The following is an 18,321-nucleotide window of genomic DNA, read 5'->3' as shown; positions in this document are numbered from 1 at the left end:
CCTATCGGAGAAAAAAACTCCTTTTTCAATGGATCAAGCACGGGGCTAATAACTCTCGTATACTTTCGCTTATAGGCCTGTCTTTCTGCGGACTGAATACTTATCATATCTTTATACAATAGATTGGATAAATCTTCAAGTTACTGTGAAAACTAATGGTCAGATTTGCGTAAAAAGGAGACCATCAAGGCACACGTCCGTATACCTCAATGGTCTCCTAATGTTCGTACCACCGAACAAAATACGTGATATGTTCGCAGGACAAACGCTCTATTTTAGTTCATCTACTTCTAGAATCTATAGCTCGTTGTTAAGCTTGACCAGAGCTTGATCAAGACTCTTCTCCGTCAGCTTGCCGGCGCTGAATGACACTAGTCCGCGCAGCGGCAAATAGTTCAGAAACGCCGCCATCATATCCGATGAAGACTCATCGCTCTCCCCCGTATTGGCGGATCCGCCAAATGGAGTCTGATTCACGAGCTCCTTAATGATCGGTGCCGCTAGGGGGTTTTCCATGATATCCCCGACCGTTGAGTTTCTTGTATATCGCGGTTTGATTGATGTAGTGGACTTTACATGAACTGTCCCTGTCAGAACCATCTCTGCTGAAGACTTGCCCACCAAGAGCTCAAAGTCTCCCGTCTCCACATGCCAGTCCTGCAAACCTACATGATAATAGGCGAACGAACGTTTATCCAACGTAAATGAAACCGTGCTTTGCTCGCCGGGCTCCAGGCTTACCTTGGCAAAACCCTTCAGCTCCTTATCGGGGCGCGACACGCTGCTCTTCACGTCACGAACATACAGCTGTACGATCTCTTTTCCCGCCAGCTTCCCGATATTTTTGACATTGACTGTTACTACCAGCGTCTCCGTATCCTCGATTTGCGATTTACTTATTGTCATGTCGGAATACTCAAAATTTGTATAGCTTAAGCCATGACCAAAAGGAAATAAAGGACGCATTTTTTTCTTGGCATAATAACGATAGCCGACGTAGATGCCCTCTTTGTACTCCACCGTATCCCCGTCTCCAGGGAAGAAGAGGTAAGATGGGTTGTCACTGAGTTGGGCCGGGAACGTCTCTGCCAATTTGCCGCAAGGGTTCGCATCGCCGAATAATAGATCCGCTATTGCACCGCCCATAGCTTGACCACCCAAATACGCCTCCAGGACGGCTTTGACATCATCGATCCATGGCATTTCAATCGGAGCGCCATTGCTTAACACGACGACGACCTGTTTCTGTATGGCGGTAATCCCTTCAATGAGCTTCATTTGATTATTCGGCAGACCCAGGTGGGTCCTGTCAAATCCTTCCGACTCGTAGCGATCGGGCAAACCGGCAAAAATGATAGTTACATCCGCATCCTTGGCAGCTTGAATTGCCTCATCTAAGAGCACAGTATCTGTATCATCCGTGTTAAGCGTATACCCTTCCGCATAAGAAATCTCCGCTGTACCCCCTGCCTTGGCCAGTTCCGCCATAAGATCGTCCATTTTGGTAGGCTTGATGTGGGAGCTCCCTCCACCTTGATAGCGTGGTTGTTTGGCCAAGGCGCCAACGACCGCAATGCGTTCCCCCTTCTTTAACGGAAGGATCCTATCTTCGTTCTTTAGAAGAACCATGCTTTCTCGGGCTACCTCTCGGGCCAGCTGGTGATGTGCTTCCATATCGTAGGTGGAGCCAGGTTTTCTATGATCGACCGCTTTATATATGACCCGCAGTATTCTTTCCACAGCGGCGTCCAGCTTCTGCTCAGAAAGCCGGCCTTCCCTAACCGCATCAATAATTTTTTGGTCGCCGACACCTCCTGAGGCAGGCATTTCTAGTTCGAGTCCTGCCGCTATTCCATCGGCTCTTTCGTTAACTGCGCCCCAATCGGATACAACAAAGCCTTCGTGTCCCCATTCGTCCTTTAGTATCTCTGTAAGCAGGCGATGATTCTCCGCACAATATTCCCCGTTAAGCTGGTTATAGGCACACATAACCGTCCATGGCTGCCCTTTCTTGACCGCTCCCTCAAAACTGGCCAAATAAATCTCTCTCAGCGTTCTCTCGTCCACAACCGCATTCGTTGTCATTCGGCGATGCTCTTGATTGTTTGCCGCAAAATGCTTGAGTGAAGCACCTACGCCTTGACTCTGAACGCCTAGAATGTGCTCGGCCGCCAATTCCGTTGACAAATAAGGGTCCTCCGAGAAGTACTCGAAATTTCGTCCGCAAAGCGGCGATCTCTTTATATTTGCCCCTGGTCCGAGAAGAATGCCTACCTGCTCTGCCTGACATTCTTCCCCTAGAGCAACGCCAACCTTGCGAAGCAGTTCCCGATCCCATGATGTAGCCAGACCTGCCGCTGAAGGGAAGCAAGTCGCAGGCACGCTATCGAATAAGCCCAGATGGTCTGCAGAGGCTCGTTGTTTCCGAAGGCCATGAGGCCCGTCTGTCATCATGATGGATGGTATGTCAAGTCTCTCGATGGCTTTGGTATTCCAGAAATCAAACCCGGAGCAAAGTCCAGCCTTTTCCTCCAGAGTCATGGTGGAAATCAGTTTTTTCAAGTCGCGATTCATTGATATATTCTCCTCTCTATGGGTATGGAGCCTGTTATTTATCCTTTCACAGCTCCGATCGTCATTCCTCTCACGAAATATTTCTGGAAGAACGGGTAAGCGATCAGAATCGGAATGACGGCAATAACCGCAATGGCCATGCGGAACGTTTCACTAGGCAGCTGAGCAACCTTCTCGCCCGCACTCGCGCTCAGATCGCCGTTGCTTGCAAGAAATTGGATATCGCTCATGATGCGATTCAAAACATTTTGCAGACTGAACAATTGGGGATCGGTCACATATATGAGCCCGTTATTCCAGTCATTCCAATAGGCAAGGCCCTGAAATAAGCCTACTGTGGCAAGGATGGGCAATGACAAGGGCAACACGATTTTATAGTACATTTTAAATTCACTTGCGCCGTCAATACTGGCGGATTCCAGAACGGGCACCGGTACGGTTGTCATGAAAAACGTCCGCATTAACAGCGTGTTGAAGCCATTCAATAGTAATCCGGGAACAATAAGCGCCCAAATCGTATTTTTTATATCCAGCAGCTGTGTATAGACGAGGTACGTAGGAACAAGACCGCCGTTAAATAATAAGGTAAAGAACAGCAGGAAGGCGAAAAACATGCCTCCGGGCAAATCGCGCCGGGAGAGCGGGTAAGCAAGCATGGACGTGATGATCAAGCTGGCCGTTGTTCCTACCACGGTAATCAGTATTGTTATCCCATAAGCGTTAAAGATTAGGGAGGATTGCTCCCATAAATATTCATATGCTGACAGGCTGAACTGCTTAGGAAAGAAAGAGTAGCCATTCTGCAGGATGGATTTCTCATCGCTTATGGAGGACATAATCAGCAATAGAAACGGAAGCAGGCACGATAGCGAAAATAAAAACAGGATGGTATGGGCAATCCACTGCCAAGCACGATTTTCTGTGTTCACGATGGTTCCTCCTCTAAAACAATGCGTTTTCCTTATTAATTTTCCGTACTACGTAGTTAGATACAAGGACGAGGATGAATCCGACGAGCGATTGATAAAAACCTGCGGCGGACGACATCCCGATATTGCCCAATTGAAGCAACCCGCGGAATACATACGTATCAATGACGTTCGTTGTACTGAACAACGCTCCTGCATTCATTGGAACCTGGTAGAACAAGCCGAAGTCGGAATAGAAAATCCGCCCGATCTGAAGGAGGGTCAGCATGATAATAACGGGTGTGATCAGCGGAATCGTGATTGTGCGGATTTGCTGCCACTTGGATGCTCCGTCCAATTTGGCTGCTTCATAATACTCCGGATCAATTCCAATGATGGCCGCCAAGTAAATGATGCATGAGTATCCGACTCCCTTCCAAGTATGCACAAGCGTTAGTATCACAGGCCAGTATTTTGGTTCGTTATACCAAGAAATCGGATCTATGCCCAAAGCCGGCAAGACGGTTTTATTCATAAACCCGCTCTCCATGCTGAGCATCGAGAAGACCAAATAGCTGACGATAACCATCGAAATCAAAAAAGGAAGTATAATTACGCTTTGATAAAACCGGGAGGCAAACTTGCTTTTGATTTCATTGAGAAGAATTGCAAAAGCGACAGCAACGACGAGACCAATAACGATAAAAGCCGCATTGTACAGTATCGTGTTCCTGGTAATAATATAGGCATCCGACGTTTGAAACAGGAACTTAAAGTTTTGAAAGCCTACCCAGTCACTTGCCCAGATGCCTTTGGCAAAGTTAATATCCTTGAATGCAATGATGAGGCCAAACATCGGCAGATAGTTATTAATTAGCAAATACGCGATCCCCGGCAGCATCATGAAGTAGAGCGGGCTGTATTTCCATAGTTTCTTCATAGCCACGCTCTGTGAACGATTTGTCATTTCTGGTTCCCCTTTCCGTATTAACGAAATTCTTGTTGTACTCTTATAGTAATCAATCGGCAGTCCTTCTCACTACCGCTCACACGACTTCCAATTTGCACTTTGCCGACCATCCGTCAATGGATGAAAAAAGCTCTGCCAGGCCAAGCGGCCTAGCAGAGCAGTTCATCCGGGATTTACTTCGATATGATGTTGAGCTCCCGGTTAATAACCGGCAGCAATTCCGGAGGAATTCCGTAAAACACGAGCTGGGACATCTTGTCGATAGACATAACCCCTTGAGTTACCTCAAAGAACGGATTGCTCGTCACATGTCCGAAGTATTTGAGAAACACTGCTTTGGAAGCATCATTGCTATACAGATCCTCGATCGTATCATAGATGGAATAATAGCCTTCCTTCACTTCAATCTGCCCTGCCTCGGACAAGTCGAATTGTTCAAACCAATTGACGACGTGCTTGCTCTTCTCTTCTTTCACATGAATATAGCTGGTGTCGATCTCCGATACATGGCGCAAAACGATCTCATCTGTATAGACCGTTCCTTGGTCATCCACACCTTCCACTCTAATGCGGTTATCCCCTGGCTTCAACAAGACGTTTTTAACGACGTATACCGGCTTACCGTCCTGAGTCTCCGTCAGCAATATATCGTTGTGATATAAGCGGATATGACTCAGATTCGATAAAATGATGATATCGTTCCCCTCTTTATGCCGATGGTAGAATCGGCGTCCGGCCACGTGAACAAAAGGATCCTTCGACCAATAGGCCTTGCAAAGATAGAAAGCATCCTTCTTCAAGGTCCGGTCAATGGTGACAAGTCCCTTCAAATTTTTGCCGACTTCTCCGCCTTCCTTACGGTTCGCACTACCGAAATCAAACATGTTCCAGACGTATCCGCCAAGAACGAATGGCCTCGCCTGAAAGGTTTCCAGCGCGTTATGATGGAACAATAGCTGGTATTCTTCTGTATAATCCTGAACCTGTGGAGTATAAGAATGGTATCGGGGATTCGTGTCGACCCCATATTCCGAAACCAGCGCAGGAACGTCAGGGCGAACTCTGTGAAACTCGTCAAGCCTCTCCCCAAGATCCTTGATTTCGCCATAGTACCAGCCATAATATAAATTGTAACCGACAAGGTCGGTGAAATTATTGATTATACTATCGTCCGCAACTCCATTAATATTCGCCTGTGCGACGAAACGGCTTGGATCCAGCCGCTTGGCTTCCTCCACCAGCTTTTGAATCGTTCGATACGTATTCTCCGTCTCAACGGCGATCGTTATTTCGTTTTGAACTCCCCAACAATAAATAGAAGTGTGATTATAGGCTTGTTTAATCAAACGCTCCAACTGTTCGAAGGCGTTACGGCTTTCCGGATCCTTGGTCGAAGGAATGCTAATATACGGAATTTCGGCCCACACCAGCAAACCATAGCGGTCACAGAGACTGTAAAAATAATCGTCATGCTGGTAATGGGCAAGACGAATGCTGTTGGCGCCGATCTCCCGAATGAGCTCCATGTCCAATTCCATGTGAGCCTTCGTAATGGCATTGCCCACGCCTCCGAAATCCTGATGGCGGCACACTCCATTGAGCTTGACCGGTTTTCCGTTCAAAATGACGCCTCGGTCGGCTGTAAGCTCGACGGTTCGAAAGCCGATTTCGATTTGACGAGCATCCGCAACTTCTCCTTGGACGCTGACGGTGATCACAGCCTTATACAGATAGGGATTATCCACGCCGTCCCAAAGCGTAGGATTGCTGATGGTTCCATGCAAGGAGAACTCCGTTTCGGTTGCAAAGGACAACTCGGAGCTTGCTTCCCACACGATGGTTCCTTCGAGGTCCGCGAGTTGAATCAGGACGCTTCCATTGGCTGGTGCGCATGATTCATTAATGACCCGTCCGCGTACATCCAGCCGAAATGAATTGTCGCCGCTGCTTGTCTGCGTTAGATATACACCGTCTCGGCCGTGATCCATCACATCAAAGTGGATGTCGTCCATGATAAGCAGGTTCACTTCCCTGTAGAGGCCGCCAAAGAAAGTAAAGTCCGCCATCAGCGGGTACACCTCATTATCATAGCTATTGTCCACTCTTATGGCGATTAGATTATCTCCTTCCCTCAAATAAGGATTCAATGCTGCACGAAACATTGCGTAACCGCATCGGCTTTCCCCTACAAGATGACCATTGATATAAACCTGGCCCATATTGCCGGCTGCCCCGATTTCCAAATAGAAACGTTTGCCAATATCTTCTGGAGCGATATGGAGTGTTCTTTGATACCAGCAGGCCCCCCTGTAATACGGCTCTGTCCCCCCTTGTCCGTCCATATCATTCCAAGTGTGCGGTAACGTAACTGACTGCCCTTCTTTTATTAAGGTGCTGGCATAAGAGGGACTGTTTTCTTTGGTAAACATCCAAAGCTGATTAAATGGAATTATTTTCAACATGAACGACCTCTTTTCTTGGGATCTAGACGATACTCGGCAAAAAAATGCCCGTTCAACCAGAAAGTTGACGGGCAACGAATTTCGTCTTATTTATTACCTTTCGCCCATTCGTCAAGCTGTTTTTGCTTTTCAGCGATAATTTTATCGATACCGGCGGATTTCAGCTTGGATATAAATTCCGGCAATATCTTATCCGGATCAACGCTTCCCGTTTCAAGCGGAAGCTTGTATTGAGTGATCACGTTGGACACGGCGGCATACTCTGTCTTAACCGATGTAGCGTCGAACGTGAAGCCCAATGCTTTGGATTTTATAGCCGACTTATTGAAATCATCCATCTTTTTCCATATATTAGGATCGTCTCCGTTAAACACGTAAGACAAGAATTGATTGCCGAATAAATAGCCCATATTCAAGCTGTAGCCAGAGGTTTTAGCATCTACACCTTGCGGAAAATCAATCACATTACCGGATTTAACGACGTAATGCTTATCTGCTACACCCCAATCGAACAGGTTGACGATATCTTTGTCGGTGTACATTAAATTCAGGAATTCCATCGCTTTTTCCGGCATCTTGGAATTAACGGGTACGCCCCACATAATACTCGTGACGTTTGTCGTTGTTGAGACCGGTTTAACCAGGTTGGCTGTCACTACCGGTACGCCGCTGCTCTTCGATTCCTGCTCCTCAAATCCCGGCTTCATATTGGAAAAGTATGCGAAGCCGCGGTTAGATTTTAATAAATCAAACTGAGAAGTCTTATTGGTGGCGGCGTCTTTCAAGATCAACCCCGATGTGTACCAGCTTCTCATCTTTTGCACGAACTGGGCATATTCCTGTGTTTCGTATAAATTCACGACTTTCAGGTTATTATCATAATTTGGAAGTACTCCCATCGAATCGCCCAGCATATCGAACCATCGATAAGAATCGAGCATCGTTCTGCCGATATTGCCCGGAACCAGCGGGGTCAGGTCCGGCTCTTTCTCCTTGATTAACTTCAATGCCGCTTCTACCTCATCCAGCGTATGAATTTTGCTGACGTCAATTTGATACTTCTCGACAAGATCCTTCCGCATGGTCAAGCCCTGGCTAGCGGCAAAATCTCGAATTGTGGGCACTGCGTATGTCGATCCGCCGATTTTTACTGCATTCAGGTAAGCCGGGTCCATAGATTGTTTAATTCCTTGTCCTTGAGCTTCAAGCAACTTATCCAACGCGATGATTTGGCCTTTGGCAACCAAACTGCTGTAAAGACTGCTCGTAACTACCATCAGATCCAATTTCTCATTGCTGCTTAGCATCAGGTTGACCTGCTGCTCCCAATTCCCGAAGCTGATCGGTGTCAGTTTCACTGTAGCGTTGATCTTTTGCTGCGCAATTTTGTTAATAGAGTCCTGCACCACCGGCAAATCCTTCGGCACCGAACCAAAAATCGGATAAGCGATATTCAACTCTGGCAATTTCTTGTTCGAGGCATTCCCTCCAGAAGCGCCGCCTCCATTATTTCCGCCGCAAGCGGATAAGAAAAGCATGGAACCTATTACGAGCCCGCTTGCTGCTGTAAATCTCTTCCTCATGGTACTCCCCCATTTGCGTAGTGTCATTCACCTTGAAACCGATTGCGAGCAAGCGGATTCAAAAGGTGAACATACGCCTATTGTACTTCCGCTGCAATTATGGCACTGCTCCGGTCACGACTTTTCAATGTGCATTTGCAGACTATCTAATCGTCCTGTCTCTTTTGCTGGTGTTTTTGGCGATATTCATTCGGATTCATGTCGGTATACTTCTTAAACATCCGGGAAAAATGCGAAAAGTTCGCATACCCGATATGCGAAGCAACTGCACTGATCGGCATCTCGGTTTTCGACAACAGCTCCTGCGCAAGCTTAAGCCTTTCCTGAAACAAGTAATCGGAAATGGCCATTCCCGTCTCCTTTTTGAATAGCCGGTTTAAATAATCGGGGTTTAGATACACGTGATTTGCGATCTCTTCACGGGACAAATCCTCTGCCAAGTGAAGCTTGATATATCCGATAACCCGGTTGACCACACTCTGAGATTGCTCCACAGTGTTAACGTACTCCAGCGCTCGATTAACGACATGATTCATCCAGGAAACCAAACCGGTAACGGAGCGGGTCGCATTTGCCGAGACATCTAATGAGATGCTGTCGCTAAACAATTGATGCGCCTGAATCCCCTTATTTTGAAGAGCGACATACATCGTTTGCTGAAAATCCTGGTACCATTGATGGAGCAGCGTAGCATCCACAGTATCCCGCTGCAGCATCCCATCCAAATAAGCGGTAGCCTCCTGAAGCACCCTGCCATACTCGCCTTCCTTGAGCATAACGGCCCATACCCCCATGTCCGGGAGCACGTGGAGTGATGATCGTAATGAAACGTCGGAAATGAAGAAAACTTTATTATTATAGGCTACATTGTTTCTCTCCAATTCACGGAGTGCCTTAACCATCCCGAACATATCTTGCCCGTGAATGGCATCCCCGATATAGCATGAAAGATCGCAAGAGAAATATTGCTTGCAAGCCTCAATGTAACGATTGCACGCCCGCTCCATCGACATTTCAAAATCGTCACGGCTGGTTGCCGGTAAAATAGCAAGCAGGCCTCTGTCTAATGAAACCACTTGTCCTTTTTGATGATCACCAATAATCATTTCTTCCGCGGCATTTTTAAGAGCATACTCCATAATTTTCTCCTCACGGAGCGTCAGCGGCTTATGCCATCTTTGAACGCCGATCAGTATCGGAATAAAAGTCATAGAGTCGTCGTAGGGGATGTTACGTTCCGCCGCGGCACGCTTCACTGCATCCGCACGGGCCGGAATCACTTGATGGATAAGATCTAGCCAAAATCGTTCGATCAGCACAGGTTGATGCTGAAACCAAAATTGGCCATATTGGCTAAACTGCTCGATCTCCGAATCTTTGAGATTTTTTTCGATCGCTTTTTGAATCGTTTTTTCCAGTTCAAGAAACGGTATCGGCTTGAGAATATAGTCAAGACTCCCCATCTGAAGCGCTTGCTTGGCATATTTGAAATCGGCATGACATGTGAGAAAAATGGTGGCCGTTCGCGGATACCTCTCCCGAACCCACTCCGCCAATTCCAAGCCGGTAGCCTGCGGCATTTCGATATCGCAGAGCATAATGTCGACCTGCTCCGTCTCGAATACTTCCTTTGCCTGTTTAACGGTATAAGCGGTGAATACCGCCGTAATCCCAAGCCTCTGCCAGTGAACCCCGGACAATATTCCTTCAACCGCATGAATTTCATCGTCTACAATTAAAAGTTGAGGCATCATCATTATCCCCTTTCTGACCGTTCTGAAGCATAGGGCAGCCTGATCTCGACTACCGCACCTCTCGGAAAACCGTTATAGCAAGAGAGAGTAGCTTCTTCGCCGTACAACAGCTGCAGTCTCCTTTGAACATTCCATATCCCTATGTGCTCCCCCTCCTCGTCTATCACCCTGTTCCCTGAACGAATCTCCGACAATATTTCCTCAGAAAAACCTTTGCCTGTATCGCGAACGATAATTTCAATGTAAGGCTCCAAGCCTGTTTCCATTAAATCGATAGATACACTGATATGGATCGGTTGATCGAGAGTGATCCCATGCTTGATTGAATTTTCCAGGAACGATTGAATGATAAGCGGTGGTACCGGAACACGCTCAAGAAAATCCGGGACATCTATCGTACAGGTAAGGCCCCCGGGAAAGCGAAGCTCCTGAATTCGAGCGTAGTTACGGACATGCTGCAGTTCCTCACCTAAGGATACGAATGTCAGGTTGCTTTGAAACATAAAACGGAAGTACCGAACCAAACATAGCGTTAGCTCCTGAATCAATTCATAATTTTTCACTTGAGCCAAATTGAACAGGATGTTAAGCGAATTCATAAAAAAATGCGGGTTAATCTGAAGCTGCAGATGCTGAAGCTCCGCCTTTTGCTTGTTCAGTTGTTCTTCATACACGTTGATCTTTAATTCTTCAATTTGTCCCATCATGCGGTTGAATGTTTCGTTAACCAATAAAATTTCATCCGATGCAGGATAGGATTCAACCCGCACGTTGACGTTCCCGTCGTTAATTCTCTTCATGACGGCAATCAAGCGCTGCAGCGGCACTAGCAAAATATGACGAAGGAGAAGCAGACTGATGGGCAGTAATCCTATGGATACAATGGAAATAAACAAGGTCAGCCGCGATAAATTAGGCAGGTTTTGCAATATCTGCTTGTCCGGTATGACAGCAGCCAGGCTGAAATTTCCTACCTGTGAAGGTTCCCCGACGACAAGTAAACTATTCTCGCTGCCTGTCATATAATACTCGCTGAAGTCCACTGTAAAATCTATCTGCTCATCCGGCAGCGGATTTGTACTTACCATCACGTTCCCATCACTATTCACGAGCAAAGCGCTTCCTTCTTTCCCTAAATTAATCAAATGGAGCGGAACTAGCAGCGTTTTCACATTGACCCAAGCACCGAGATATAAATCACCCGATTTCAAAATTCGCAGTGCATAGTACTCTTCTCCGATTTGCTTTACTAACCATCGGCTGCCTTCATTATTCGAAAGGTTTGGCTCGCTGCTCAGAGATTCACGCAATTGCTGCTCAACCCGATCCCTGTCGGTAAATGAAATGGTCGACTTGAAGACGTCCAACAAATCCTTCCTGGATTGAGAATAGACAAAAAAAGCATCGACGGATTTATATAATACAATATCGCTTGCTAGCTTATCGGAGACGCTATGTTTGGCCAGCTGGTACTCGTCTTCCGAATTCGGAGCATTCATGGATTGAATATCATAATCAGATGTCAGCAAGCCGATCAGATTACGCTCTGCATCCTTTAATTGCGTATCGATCTGTCCCATGTACAAAGAGATTAAATTTTTATTGGATAATGCAACCTGGTCGTGCACGACACGAATACTGTAGAAGTTATTGTACAGCAGCAGTGTAATGAGAGGCACGGTTACAAGCAGTAATCCCATAACCAGTTTGAAACGAATCGAATTCCATGAAATATGCGGGATCCTCAAAAGCACACCCCCCTACTACAAATTTAAAAACTGTCGTTGCCCGACAGTCTTGTTATATCCTATTTTCGATTATAGAACCGATTTTTGAATCATAACAAATAAAATGATTTCCAAGCTACTGTTTTCACGACATTGCATAATGCATTTCACGACATTTAAGCTTGTATCGAATAGCTTCTGGTCATTGACTTGAGACAAGGAAATGTTCAGATAAAAATAAAGACCCACGATTATACGCGGGTCTGCATTGGTTCACATCTTGTCATCCGACAAGTATTTATTTTGATAAGCTCGAAAGTCCGTCAACACCCTATCATTTTATTCTTCTTCAAATAATTTCTCGCCTCGATGGAGCCGCCATGCAATTTTTGCCGTATGAGGCCTCTCGCGGGAAGTTGGGGCGTGAGCCGCCAAATAACGGGTAGCAGCAAGGATCATCGTTTCGCGAGCTTTCTCTGCGAACGGTCCCGATTCGGTAGCCCAGCGGTCATATTCCGCGACGGCCGCCTCGTACATCTGGAAGGAGTGGAATTCCGCATCCTCTCTAAGCAAAGCATGACCCAATACGTTGAATAAAGGTTCAGGCTTTCCGCCGCTGCGCAGATAGCGGATCACCCATGCCGCCGCCGGAGCTACCTGCTGCTGCTTATCGAGAATGTCCAGCAGCTCCGTGGGCTGAGGCACTTCCCCAGCCTCTTCAATCACTACCGGCCTTGGGGCCGCCGGGATATTCAAGAACCGGTCCAGGTATATCGCAGCTGCTGTATGGAAAATTCCGCGAATCAGCCATGGATTAGTGGAGCGGATCAAACCTTCATGAACGGCATGAGCATGCGTAAACGTATGCAGTACCGAAATCCAATCTCCAAAATCATTCTGCGTATGGAAGCGGACGATCCGTTCCGCCGCAGCTAACGCGGCAATTTGCGAGATGCGTACCGGGGAGGCGCCGCCGAGCAAAGATTCCTTTAGCACGCGAACTGTCCGCAGCGGATCGTCTCCGAGCAGCACTTGGAGAAGCTCCTCATCGTCGATACCCGGGTCCACGCTTCCAGTTACATTGCCTTGTTGGGAAACCTCCTCGAACGCTTCCATCAACGGCTGAACCAAATTGACAGGTGACTGCCAGCTGTGAAGCTCTTCGCTGCGGGAGGCGTCTCCGAACATCGGGAGCAGTGAGGCGAGGATATAGCTGCGCTGCTCGTCCCCGACATACTTCAAGCTCTCGAATGCTTTATTATGGAAATCCAGTGTATGGCCTCCATTAATATAGAAATGGTCCGTTGCTGCCATGCTCATCATAGAGAATAATTGCATCTCATCCGTCCCCGCCTGTATGGCGGTAAGCAGCACCCGTTCCGCGCCGCGAGTATCCCGGACCTCGATGCAGTCACGGTACCATTCCGTCAACCGATCTTCGGAGACGCTTGTATTCGGGAGCGGATCGAGCAAGAAGCGCGTTCCGCTTCCGGCCGAGTCGCGCGCTGTGTGCAGCAAGCCTTGAAACAACGCCAGGATCCGTCCTTGTTTATCAAGCTTCGGCAGGACGTTGGCCATCGCGGTAAGAATCGTTAATCCGGAGCCCCACCCTTGCCTGCGCTGTTTGACCCCGAATTCGATCCCGATTGCAGCGATTTCCGACTCGGGAACACCCGATTCCATTAAACCGACTATGGCCTTGGCAATGACAAGGCCGATGTTTTGCTCAAGACCGCTCAGAAGCCGGTCCTTATATAGCTGTACTTGATTACCGTTCCGGGAATTCGGGTCGACCCAAATCACTCCTTCATGAACGGCTATTTCGTGCACCGGAACATCGTCTGCCCAAGGGTCGAGCGTTCCTCCGCTGCATACGTCAAACCGCGCGTGATGCCAATGACAGGTCAATATTCCGTTGCACAAGCTTCCCATATGAAGGGGAAACCCGAGGTGAGGGCACCGGTTGTCAAGCGCATACACTTCATCCTCATGAAAGAAAACTACAATGCCCCCTTTGATCAGCTTCGGACCTTGCTCTCGAAGCTCTTCGACGGTACCTGCCTGGATCCAACCATTCATGAAAACGCCTCCAATTCCCGATATAATGTGCTTTCCTTGCTTATACCATATCATACTTTAAAAACTTTATAAATATGTATATTTATAAAGTTTTTTTCTGCATCTAGCTGATCCAGAACCCTTTCCTTTCCTGAACCTCCCACCCGCTTTCCCGCTTCTTTAAAATAAGCTGCTGCCCTGCGGCTCCTAAAGGAGAGCGAAACTTGTAGCCGTCAATTGCCACAACCGTGCCCGTTTCGTCCGATTGAACCTTTTCTACATTCAGAAGAATCCCTTGCAGTCTTTTCTTTGTCTTATCCGTCCGTTGTCCATCAAGCAGCTCTTCGTAGGAATAAAATATGACATCCACTTTGTATTTTGTTTCAAAATATTGCTTTAGCTGCTTCTGCTCCTCCTCTGTCCATGCTCCTTTCATGTTTTGTATATGTAAGGAAATGTACTTCATATCATCGTTTAAGGCGTCGTCCATGGACATAAATTCATCGAAGACTACAGTGAATAACGAAACTTTATTCTCAAGCTGCTCTAGCGATTGTACAGACTTGCTTATTCGAGGTAATGTGTTAGAGGAAGTGCAGCAATGCATGGCCGTCAGCACCTCATAGGCAGGGAACAGCATTTGCCGAGTAATCGGCTTAAGTCCTTCGAAAGATCCGTCTGCATGTAAAAACGGATACAGCTGGACGGCCAAGGTGACGTAACGTTTCGCATAGTCGGATACGGTTTCGTCGTTTATTGCAGCCATCGTTTCCGCTTCTCGCTGCTTTAATGAGCTGCGAATAAGAAAGACGGCGAGTTGTTCCCTGGTTACCGGAGCGGCCGGATCAAACTGGTCCTCGCCCACACCTTCGATCACACCCGCTTCCCGTAATGCTTCGATGTAAGGAAGCATATCGCCGTAAAGCGGATCATCCGCCCTCACATCCGTGTATCGGGATACGGAAAGCGACTTATCCACTTTCAGACTTAGGGACAGTGCGACGAATTTCGCAAATTCCGCACGGCTGATTGGGTCCGTCAATCCGAAGCGATCTTTCGCCGCCCCATCGATTAATCCTTTGACTAGCCAACTATCGACGGTCATTCTCGTCTTGGCATCTGCCTTGTCCAAATCGTGGAAATCGGCGGATGCTTTACCTGCGGCTGCCAGGACCGGTTCCGTGATCAACGATGTACCAGCCAGTACCAGACATATCCCTCCAACAAGGATGCTTAGCCTCAGTCTCCCGGCGCGTGTTGAGTCGCTGCAACGCGTACGGCAAGGCCGCGTGCCGGACCACATCCTATTTTTACTTGGTTTCACCATGCTTTTTCTCCTCCTGCTTCTCACTCAACATGATCCTTTCGCTAGACACAGTTTATAAAAAAATACCCTGTCCCCCATGCTTCCGTTAAAGCCTATGTATAAAATATACCATATTTTTACTGATGCTGATTGAAATTGCCATATGCACTGCGTGGCAAAATATGTTTTAATATATCAAAGGAGCGTGATACTGTGGACATTAAATCTTTTCTACATCCAAAGAATGAGGTCTCTTACATCACGACATCTTCCAATATGAAAGAAGCCTTAGACAAATTGGAGGCTTGCCATTATTCGGCCATTCCGGTCCTGCAGGACAATGGAGTATATTACGGAACGCTTTCCGAAGGAGATTTGTTATGGAAGATGAAAGCCACACCTGGCCTTACTTTCGATACGATGCATGAAATTCCCGTCGTTTCCATCAATAAGCGGTTAAAGATCGAATGCGTCAAGATTGGCGCCGATTTGGACGACATGCTTGCGCTTGCCGCTGATCAGAACTTCGTTCCAGTCGTAGATGACGATGGCATCTTTCTTGGGATCATTCGGCGTAAAGACATCATCGAATTCTACACCCGGAATATTACGGATTAATTGCAAAAAGACCCGATCGTTTGAAAAAGATCGGGTCTTTGCTTTGCTTATTTTGACAAGAGATATCATGAGATACAGCGATCTCAGTTTTTTTTCGTCACGGTTCATAATCTAAAATGGGAGTTGAACGTTCCTAGTCTAAATGTTAAAGCCTGCCTGGTGTTTTTTTAACTTCAAAAGTAGTCGAATCGGTATAGCTAGTGGTCGATAAGCTCTCGTAATTGGACGGAACTTCGTCCTGATCCATAGTTGCTTCCGTCGCCTCTGTCTCCGGCAATTCCCAGCTTGCCTTTTGGAAGTTCATTTTTTCTTTTGTTTCTTTATTATTATCTTTGAGCATGAATGTATAGACCTCTCTTATTTAAAGGTTTCATCCCCAAATACTTTTTCCTGCCTGTAAAGGATTTATACAAGAACGATTTTTGATTACTATGTGCTTGTCCTGCTTTTGAAAAAAAAATAACAAATTTTAACTAGTGCAGAATGTACGACTCGTTAGTATGCCATGCTCCTCCCTCGTCTGTACTTCGGTAGAACATCGTGGCCGTTCGAAGAGCCCCTTTTGCGGCAGCTTCCACCGTTGTAAAACGGTTTTCCTCGGAAAACTCTGGATCCGCCTGATCCGCTCCCCTATAGTAGTGACTGAGCTCATAAAAGTAATCGTCCGTCCGATTCCTTAGAATTCGAATTCCAATTTCCTTCCCGTCAATGCGTGCTTTAAACGATAAAACGATCTCGTGCACCGCCTGGATATCCGCGTGAACATTCTCGAGCTCCGATAAATCAAACATGAGGCTTCCTCTCCCTTCTTATGCCATACTATCTGTTTACATTATTCCCATGATTCCTCATCTATCGGCATTAAGTTTACTTCCAGTTTTTGTTTATCACCAATTATTTAGTTAAGATGGCGGATTAATATTTTTAAAAGGCCCTGCATTATTAGTTCTATTTTTGTAGGATAGAATGATTTCCATCATGAAGACCAAAACTAAAGAAATGCCAAATAACGGCATTATAGAACCTAATACCAACATGAGAATAATAAATCCAATCGATAGCTTGCTTGTTGGGTTCGGCGGAGCAGACAAAGTACTTTTCTTTTTACGAGCCAACCATGTTTTGAACCCCCAGAAAATAACAAGCAGGAACGTAACACAAACTAGGAGATTGATAATTTTGTTGAGCCATCCGAATAAATGCCCTTCATGTAAAGGAATTCCCCAGGTGAACAATTTTCCTAGTATCCCATAATCTTCATAACCAACCTTTGAAATCATTTTGCCGCTATATGCATCAAAATATGCTGTTACTTCATCATTAGGGCTAACGTCTAATCCTGTCACTCCTGAATTACTTCCTTTAGAGACAATGAATACACCATGTTCATCTTTAGGATAAATGATGGAGTACGGCTTGGAAATATTGGCCTGATTAATTTCGTTCATTAATTGCTGGAGGGTAATCATTCCGTTTCGTTCAGACATAATAGTCTGATGTGCCACGCCGTTATGTTCTTCATGAGATCCACCGATTGATGCCGGTAGTTCATTTTTACGAGTGGCCCAAGGAATTTCGTTCATATCCAATGTCGGCGGATTTTGTTTTAATACTGGAAATCCGATAGACGGATGCTTTTGCGCTGTGGAGTATAGGATATCGCCCATAAAGGCTGACCATGGCAACCCGGTAAAAATAAGGATTATCAATGGTATGGAAATGATAATACCGATTCTCGCATGCCATTTCAGATTTGTTTGCCGCTTGGTTAGATTCGGCTCCTTCTTCAACACCCTTCCTTTGAATGTCATGTACATTCCGGAGAGCAACAGGAAAATTGTCCAGCATGCAGCCAATTCAACGAGATAGTTGACAACAGTTCCCCCAACAAAGAGAGAACTATGAATGTCCCTCATTACATTAGAAAACGTATATTTGGGATTCTGACTGCCCACTATTTGATAATTGGAGTCTAAAAATACATATTTTTGTTCTCCAGCTCCATTGATCATTGTTAAACGCGTATTATATGGATCATCTAAAACAATAACTTTTGAAACAGAAAAATCTTGATAGGTTTGCTTGGCTTTCTCAATACCTTGATCAATCGTCAGTGGTTCTGTTTGACTGCTTTTGTTAAAAAATTCATTCTTATACATCACATTTTCTACATTTGTATAAAACAAATACCCGATACCGCTTAGCGTTAATGTAATGAGAAGTGGTGTAATGAACAATGCTGCATAAAAATGCCATCTCCAGAAGCGATTATAATTATTTTTTTCCATTATCTATTTCCCTTCATTTTCTCTTCGGCCTGTTTTTATTATAGCGATACAGTTTCTCGTTACAATGACTCCA

At 46.2% G+C, this 18,321-nt stretch carries 13 protein-coding genes; 1 reads left to right on the top strand and 12 read right to left on the bottom strand.

The genetic code is table 11. From position 1 onward, the window contains the following. Positions 1 to 297: 297 nt before the first annotated feature. From GGC63_RS25570 to GGC63_RS25530, 9 genes are all read right to left on the bottom strand, one after another. Entirely contained in the window at positions 298 to 2,574 is a 2,277-nt protein-coding gene (locus GGC63_RS25570) for a beta-glucosidase (RefSeq protein WP_192704727.1), read from the bottom strand. A gap of 38 nt (positions 2,575 to 2,612) precedes the next feature. Then, on the bottom strand, positions 2,613 to 3,503 hold the full coding sequence (locus GGC63_RS25565; RefSeq protein WP_079913171.1) for a carbohydrate ABC transporter permease: 891 nt from the start codon (positions 3,501 to 3,503) through the stop codon (positions 2,613 to 2,615). Between the two features lie 13 nt (positions 3,504 to 3,516). Further along, positions 3,517 to 4,449, bottom strand: a complete 933-nt coding sequence (locus tag GGC63_RS25560) for an ABC transporter permease (protein WP_192704726.1) — start codon at positions 4,447 to 4,449, stop codon at positions 3,517 to 3,519. A 176-nt stretch (positions 4,450 to 4,625) separates the two neighbouring features. Beyond that, entirely contained in the window at positions 4,626 to 6,914 is a 2,289-nt protein-coding gene (locus GGC63_RS25555) for a glycoside hydrolase family 2 protein (RefSeq protein ID WP_192704725.1), read from the bottom strand. Between the two features lie 86 nt (positions 6,915 to 7,000). Then, positions 7,001 to 8,497 (bottom strand): ABC transporter substrate-binding protein, encoded by a 1,497-nt coding sequence (locus tag GGC63_RS25550; RefSeq protein ID WP_192704724.1) that lies wholly within the window; start codon positions 8,495 to 8,497, stop codon positions 7,001 to 7,003. A 146-nt stretch (positions 8,498 to 8,643) separates the two neighbouring features. Further along, positions 8,644 to 10,248 (bottom strand): response regulator, encoded by a 1,605-nt coding sequence (locus GGC63_RS25545; RefSeq protein ID WP_192704723.1) that lies wholly within the window; start codon positions 10,246 to 10,248, stop codon positions 8,644 to 8,646. A gap of 5 nt (positions 10,249 to 10,253) precedes the next feature. Then, entirely contained in the window at positions 10,254 to 11,999 is a 1,746-nt protein-coding gene (locus tag GGC63_RS25540) for a sensor histidine kinase (RefSeq protein ID WP_225948498.1), read from the bottom strand. A 318-nt stretch (positions 12,000 to 12,317) separates the two neighbouring features. Further along, positions 12,318 to 14,057: a Rieske (2Fe-2S) protein gene (locus tag GGC63_RS25535; RefSeq protein WP_192704722.1), complete on the bottom strand. Its 1,740-nt coding sequence runs from the start codon at positions 14,055 to 14,057 to the stop codon at positions 12,318 to 12,320. 103 nt (positions 14,058 to 14,160) lie between these two features. Then, positions 14,161 to 15,363 carry an S-layer homology domain-containing protein gene (locus tag GGC63_RS25530; RefSeq protein ID WP_192704721.1) on the bottom strand — a complete coding sequence of 401 codons (1,203 nt, stop codon included), beginning with the start codon at positions 15,361 to 15,363 and terminating at the stop codon, positions 14,161 to 14,163. 192 nt (positions 15,364 to 15,555) lie between these two features. Between GGC63_RS25530 and GGC63_RS25525 the strand changes: the two genes are divergently transcribed. Next, the gene (locus GGC63_RS25525) at positions 15,556 to 15,960 is read left to right on the top strand and encodes a CBS domain-containing protein (protein ID WP_079913163.1); all 405 of its coding nucleotides are present in this window, start codon (positions 15,556 to 15,558) and stop codon (positions 15,958 to 15,960) included. A gap of 145 nt (positions 15,961 to 16,105) precedes the next feature. On the opposite strand, the gene GGC63_RS25520 is transcribed toward GGC63_RS25525, so the two are convergent. From GGC63_RS25520 to GGC63_RS25510, 3 genes are all read right to left on the bottom strand, one after another. Further along, the gene (locus GGC63_RS25520) at positions 16,106 to 16,300 is read right to left on the bottom strand and encodes a hypothetical protein (protein ID WP_192704720.1); all 195 of its coding nucleotides are present in this window, start codon (positions 16,298 to 16,300) and stop codon (positions 16,106 to 16,108) included. Positions 16,301 to 16,433: 133 nt separating this feature from the next. After that, entirely contained in the window at positions 16,434 to 16,751 is a 318-nt protein-coding gene (locus tag GGC63_RS25515) for a hypothetical protein (protein ID WP_192704719.1), read from the bottom strand. 111 nt (positions 16,752 to 16,862) lie between these two features. After that, a complete protein-coding gene (locus GGC63_RS25510) occupies positions 16,863 to 18,248 on the bottom strand; it encodes a PepSY-associated TM helix domain-containing protein (RefSeq protein WP_192704718.1) in 1,386 nt (461 codons plus the stop codon). Positions 18,249 to 18,321: the final 73 nt, after the last annotated feature.

The sequence above is a fragment of the Paenibacillus sp. OAS669 genome (genome assembly GCF_014873645.1).
Classification (GTDB): domain Bacteria; phylum Bacillota; class Bacilli; order Paenibacillales; family NBRC-103111; genus Paenibacillus_S; species Paenibacillus_S vulneris.
The sequence above is the reverse complement of the archived record's forward strand: the minus strand, read 5'-3'. Positions and strand labels throughout refer to the sequence as shown.

Coding starts and splice junctions, on each gene's coding strand:
- GGC63_RS25570 (WP_192704727.1), bottom strand. CDS start 2,574: ATGAATCGCGACTTGAAAAAACTGATTTCCACCATGACTCTGGAGGAA.
- GGC63_RS25560 (WP_192704726.1), bottom strand. CDS start 4,449: ATGACAAATCGTTCACAGAGCGTGGCTATGAAGAAACTATGGAAATAC.
- GGC63_RS25555 (WP_192704725.1), bottom strand. CDS start 6,914: ATGTTGAAAATAATTCCATTTAATCAGCTTTGGATGTTTACCAAAGAA.
- GGC63_RS25550 (WP_192704724.1), bottom strand. CDS start 8,497: ATGAGGAAGAGATTTACAGCAGCAAGCGGGCTCGTAATAGGTTCCATG.
- GGC63_RS25545 (WP_192704723.1), bottom strand. CDS start 10,248: ATGCCTCAACTTTTAATTGTAGACGATGAAATTCATGCGGTTGAAGGA.
- GGC63_RS25535 (WP_192704722.1), bottom strand. CDS start 14,057: ATGAATGGTTGGATCCAGGCAGGTACCGTCGAAGAGCTTCGAGAGCAA.
- GGC63_RS25530 (WP_192704721.1), bottom strand. CDS start 15,363: ATGGTGAAACCAAGTAAAAATAGGATGTGGTCCGGCACGCGGCCTTGC.
- GGC63_RS25520 (WP_192704720.1), bottom strand. CDS start 16,300: ATGCTCAAAGATAATAATAAAGAAACAAAAGAAAAAATGAACTTCCAA.
- GGC63_RS25515 (WP_192704719.1), bottom strand. CDS start 16,751: ATGTTTGATTTATCGGAGCTCGAGAATGTTCACGCGGATATCCAGGCG.
- GGC63_RS25510 (WP_192704718.1), bottom strand. CDS start 18,248: ATGGAAAAAAATAATTATAATCGCTTCTGGAGATGGCATTTTTATGCA.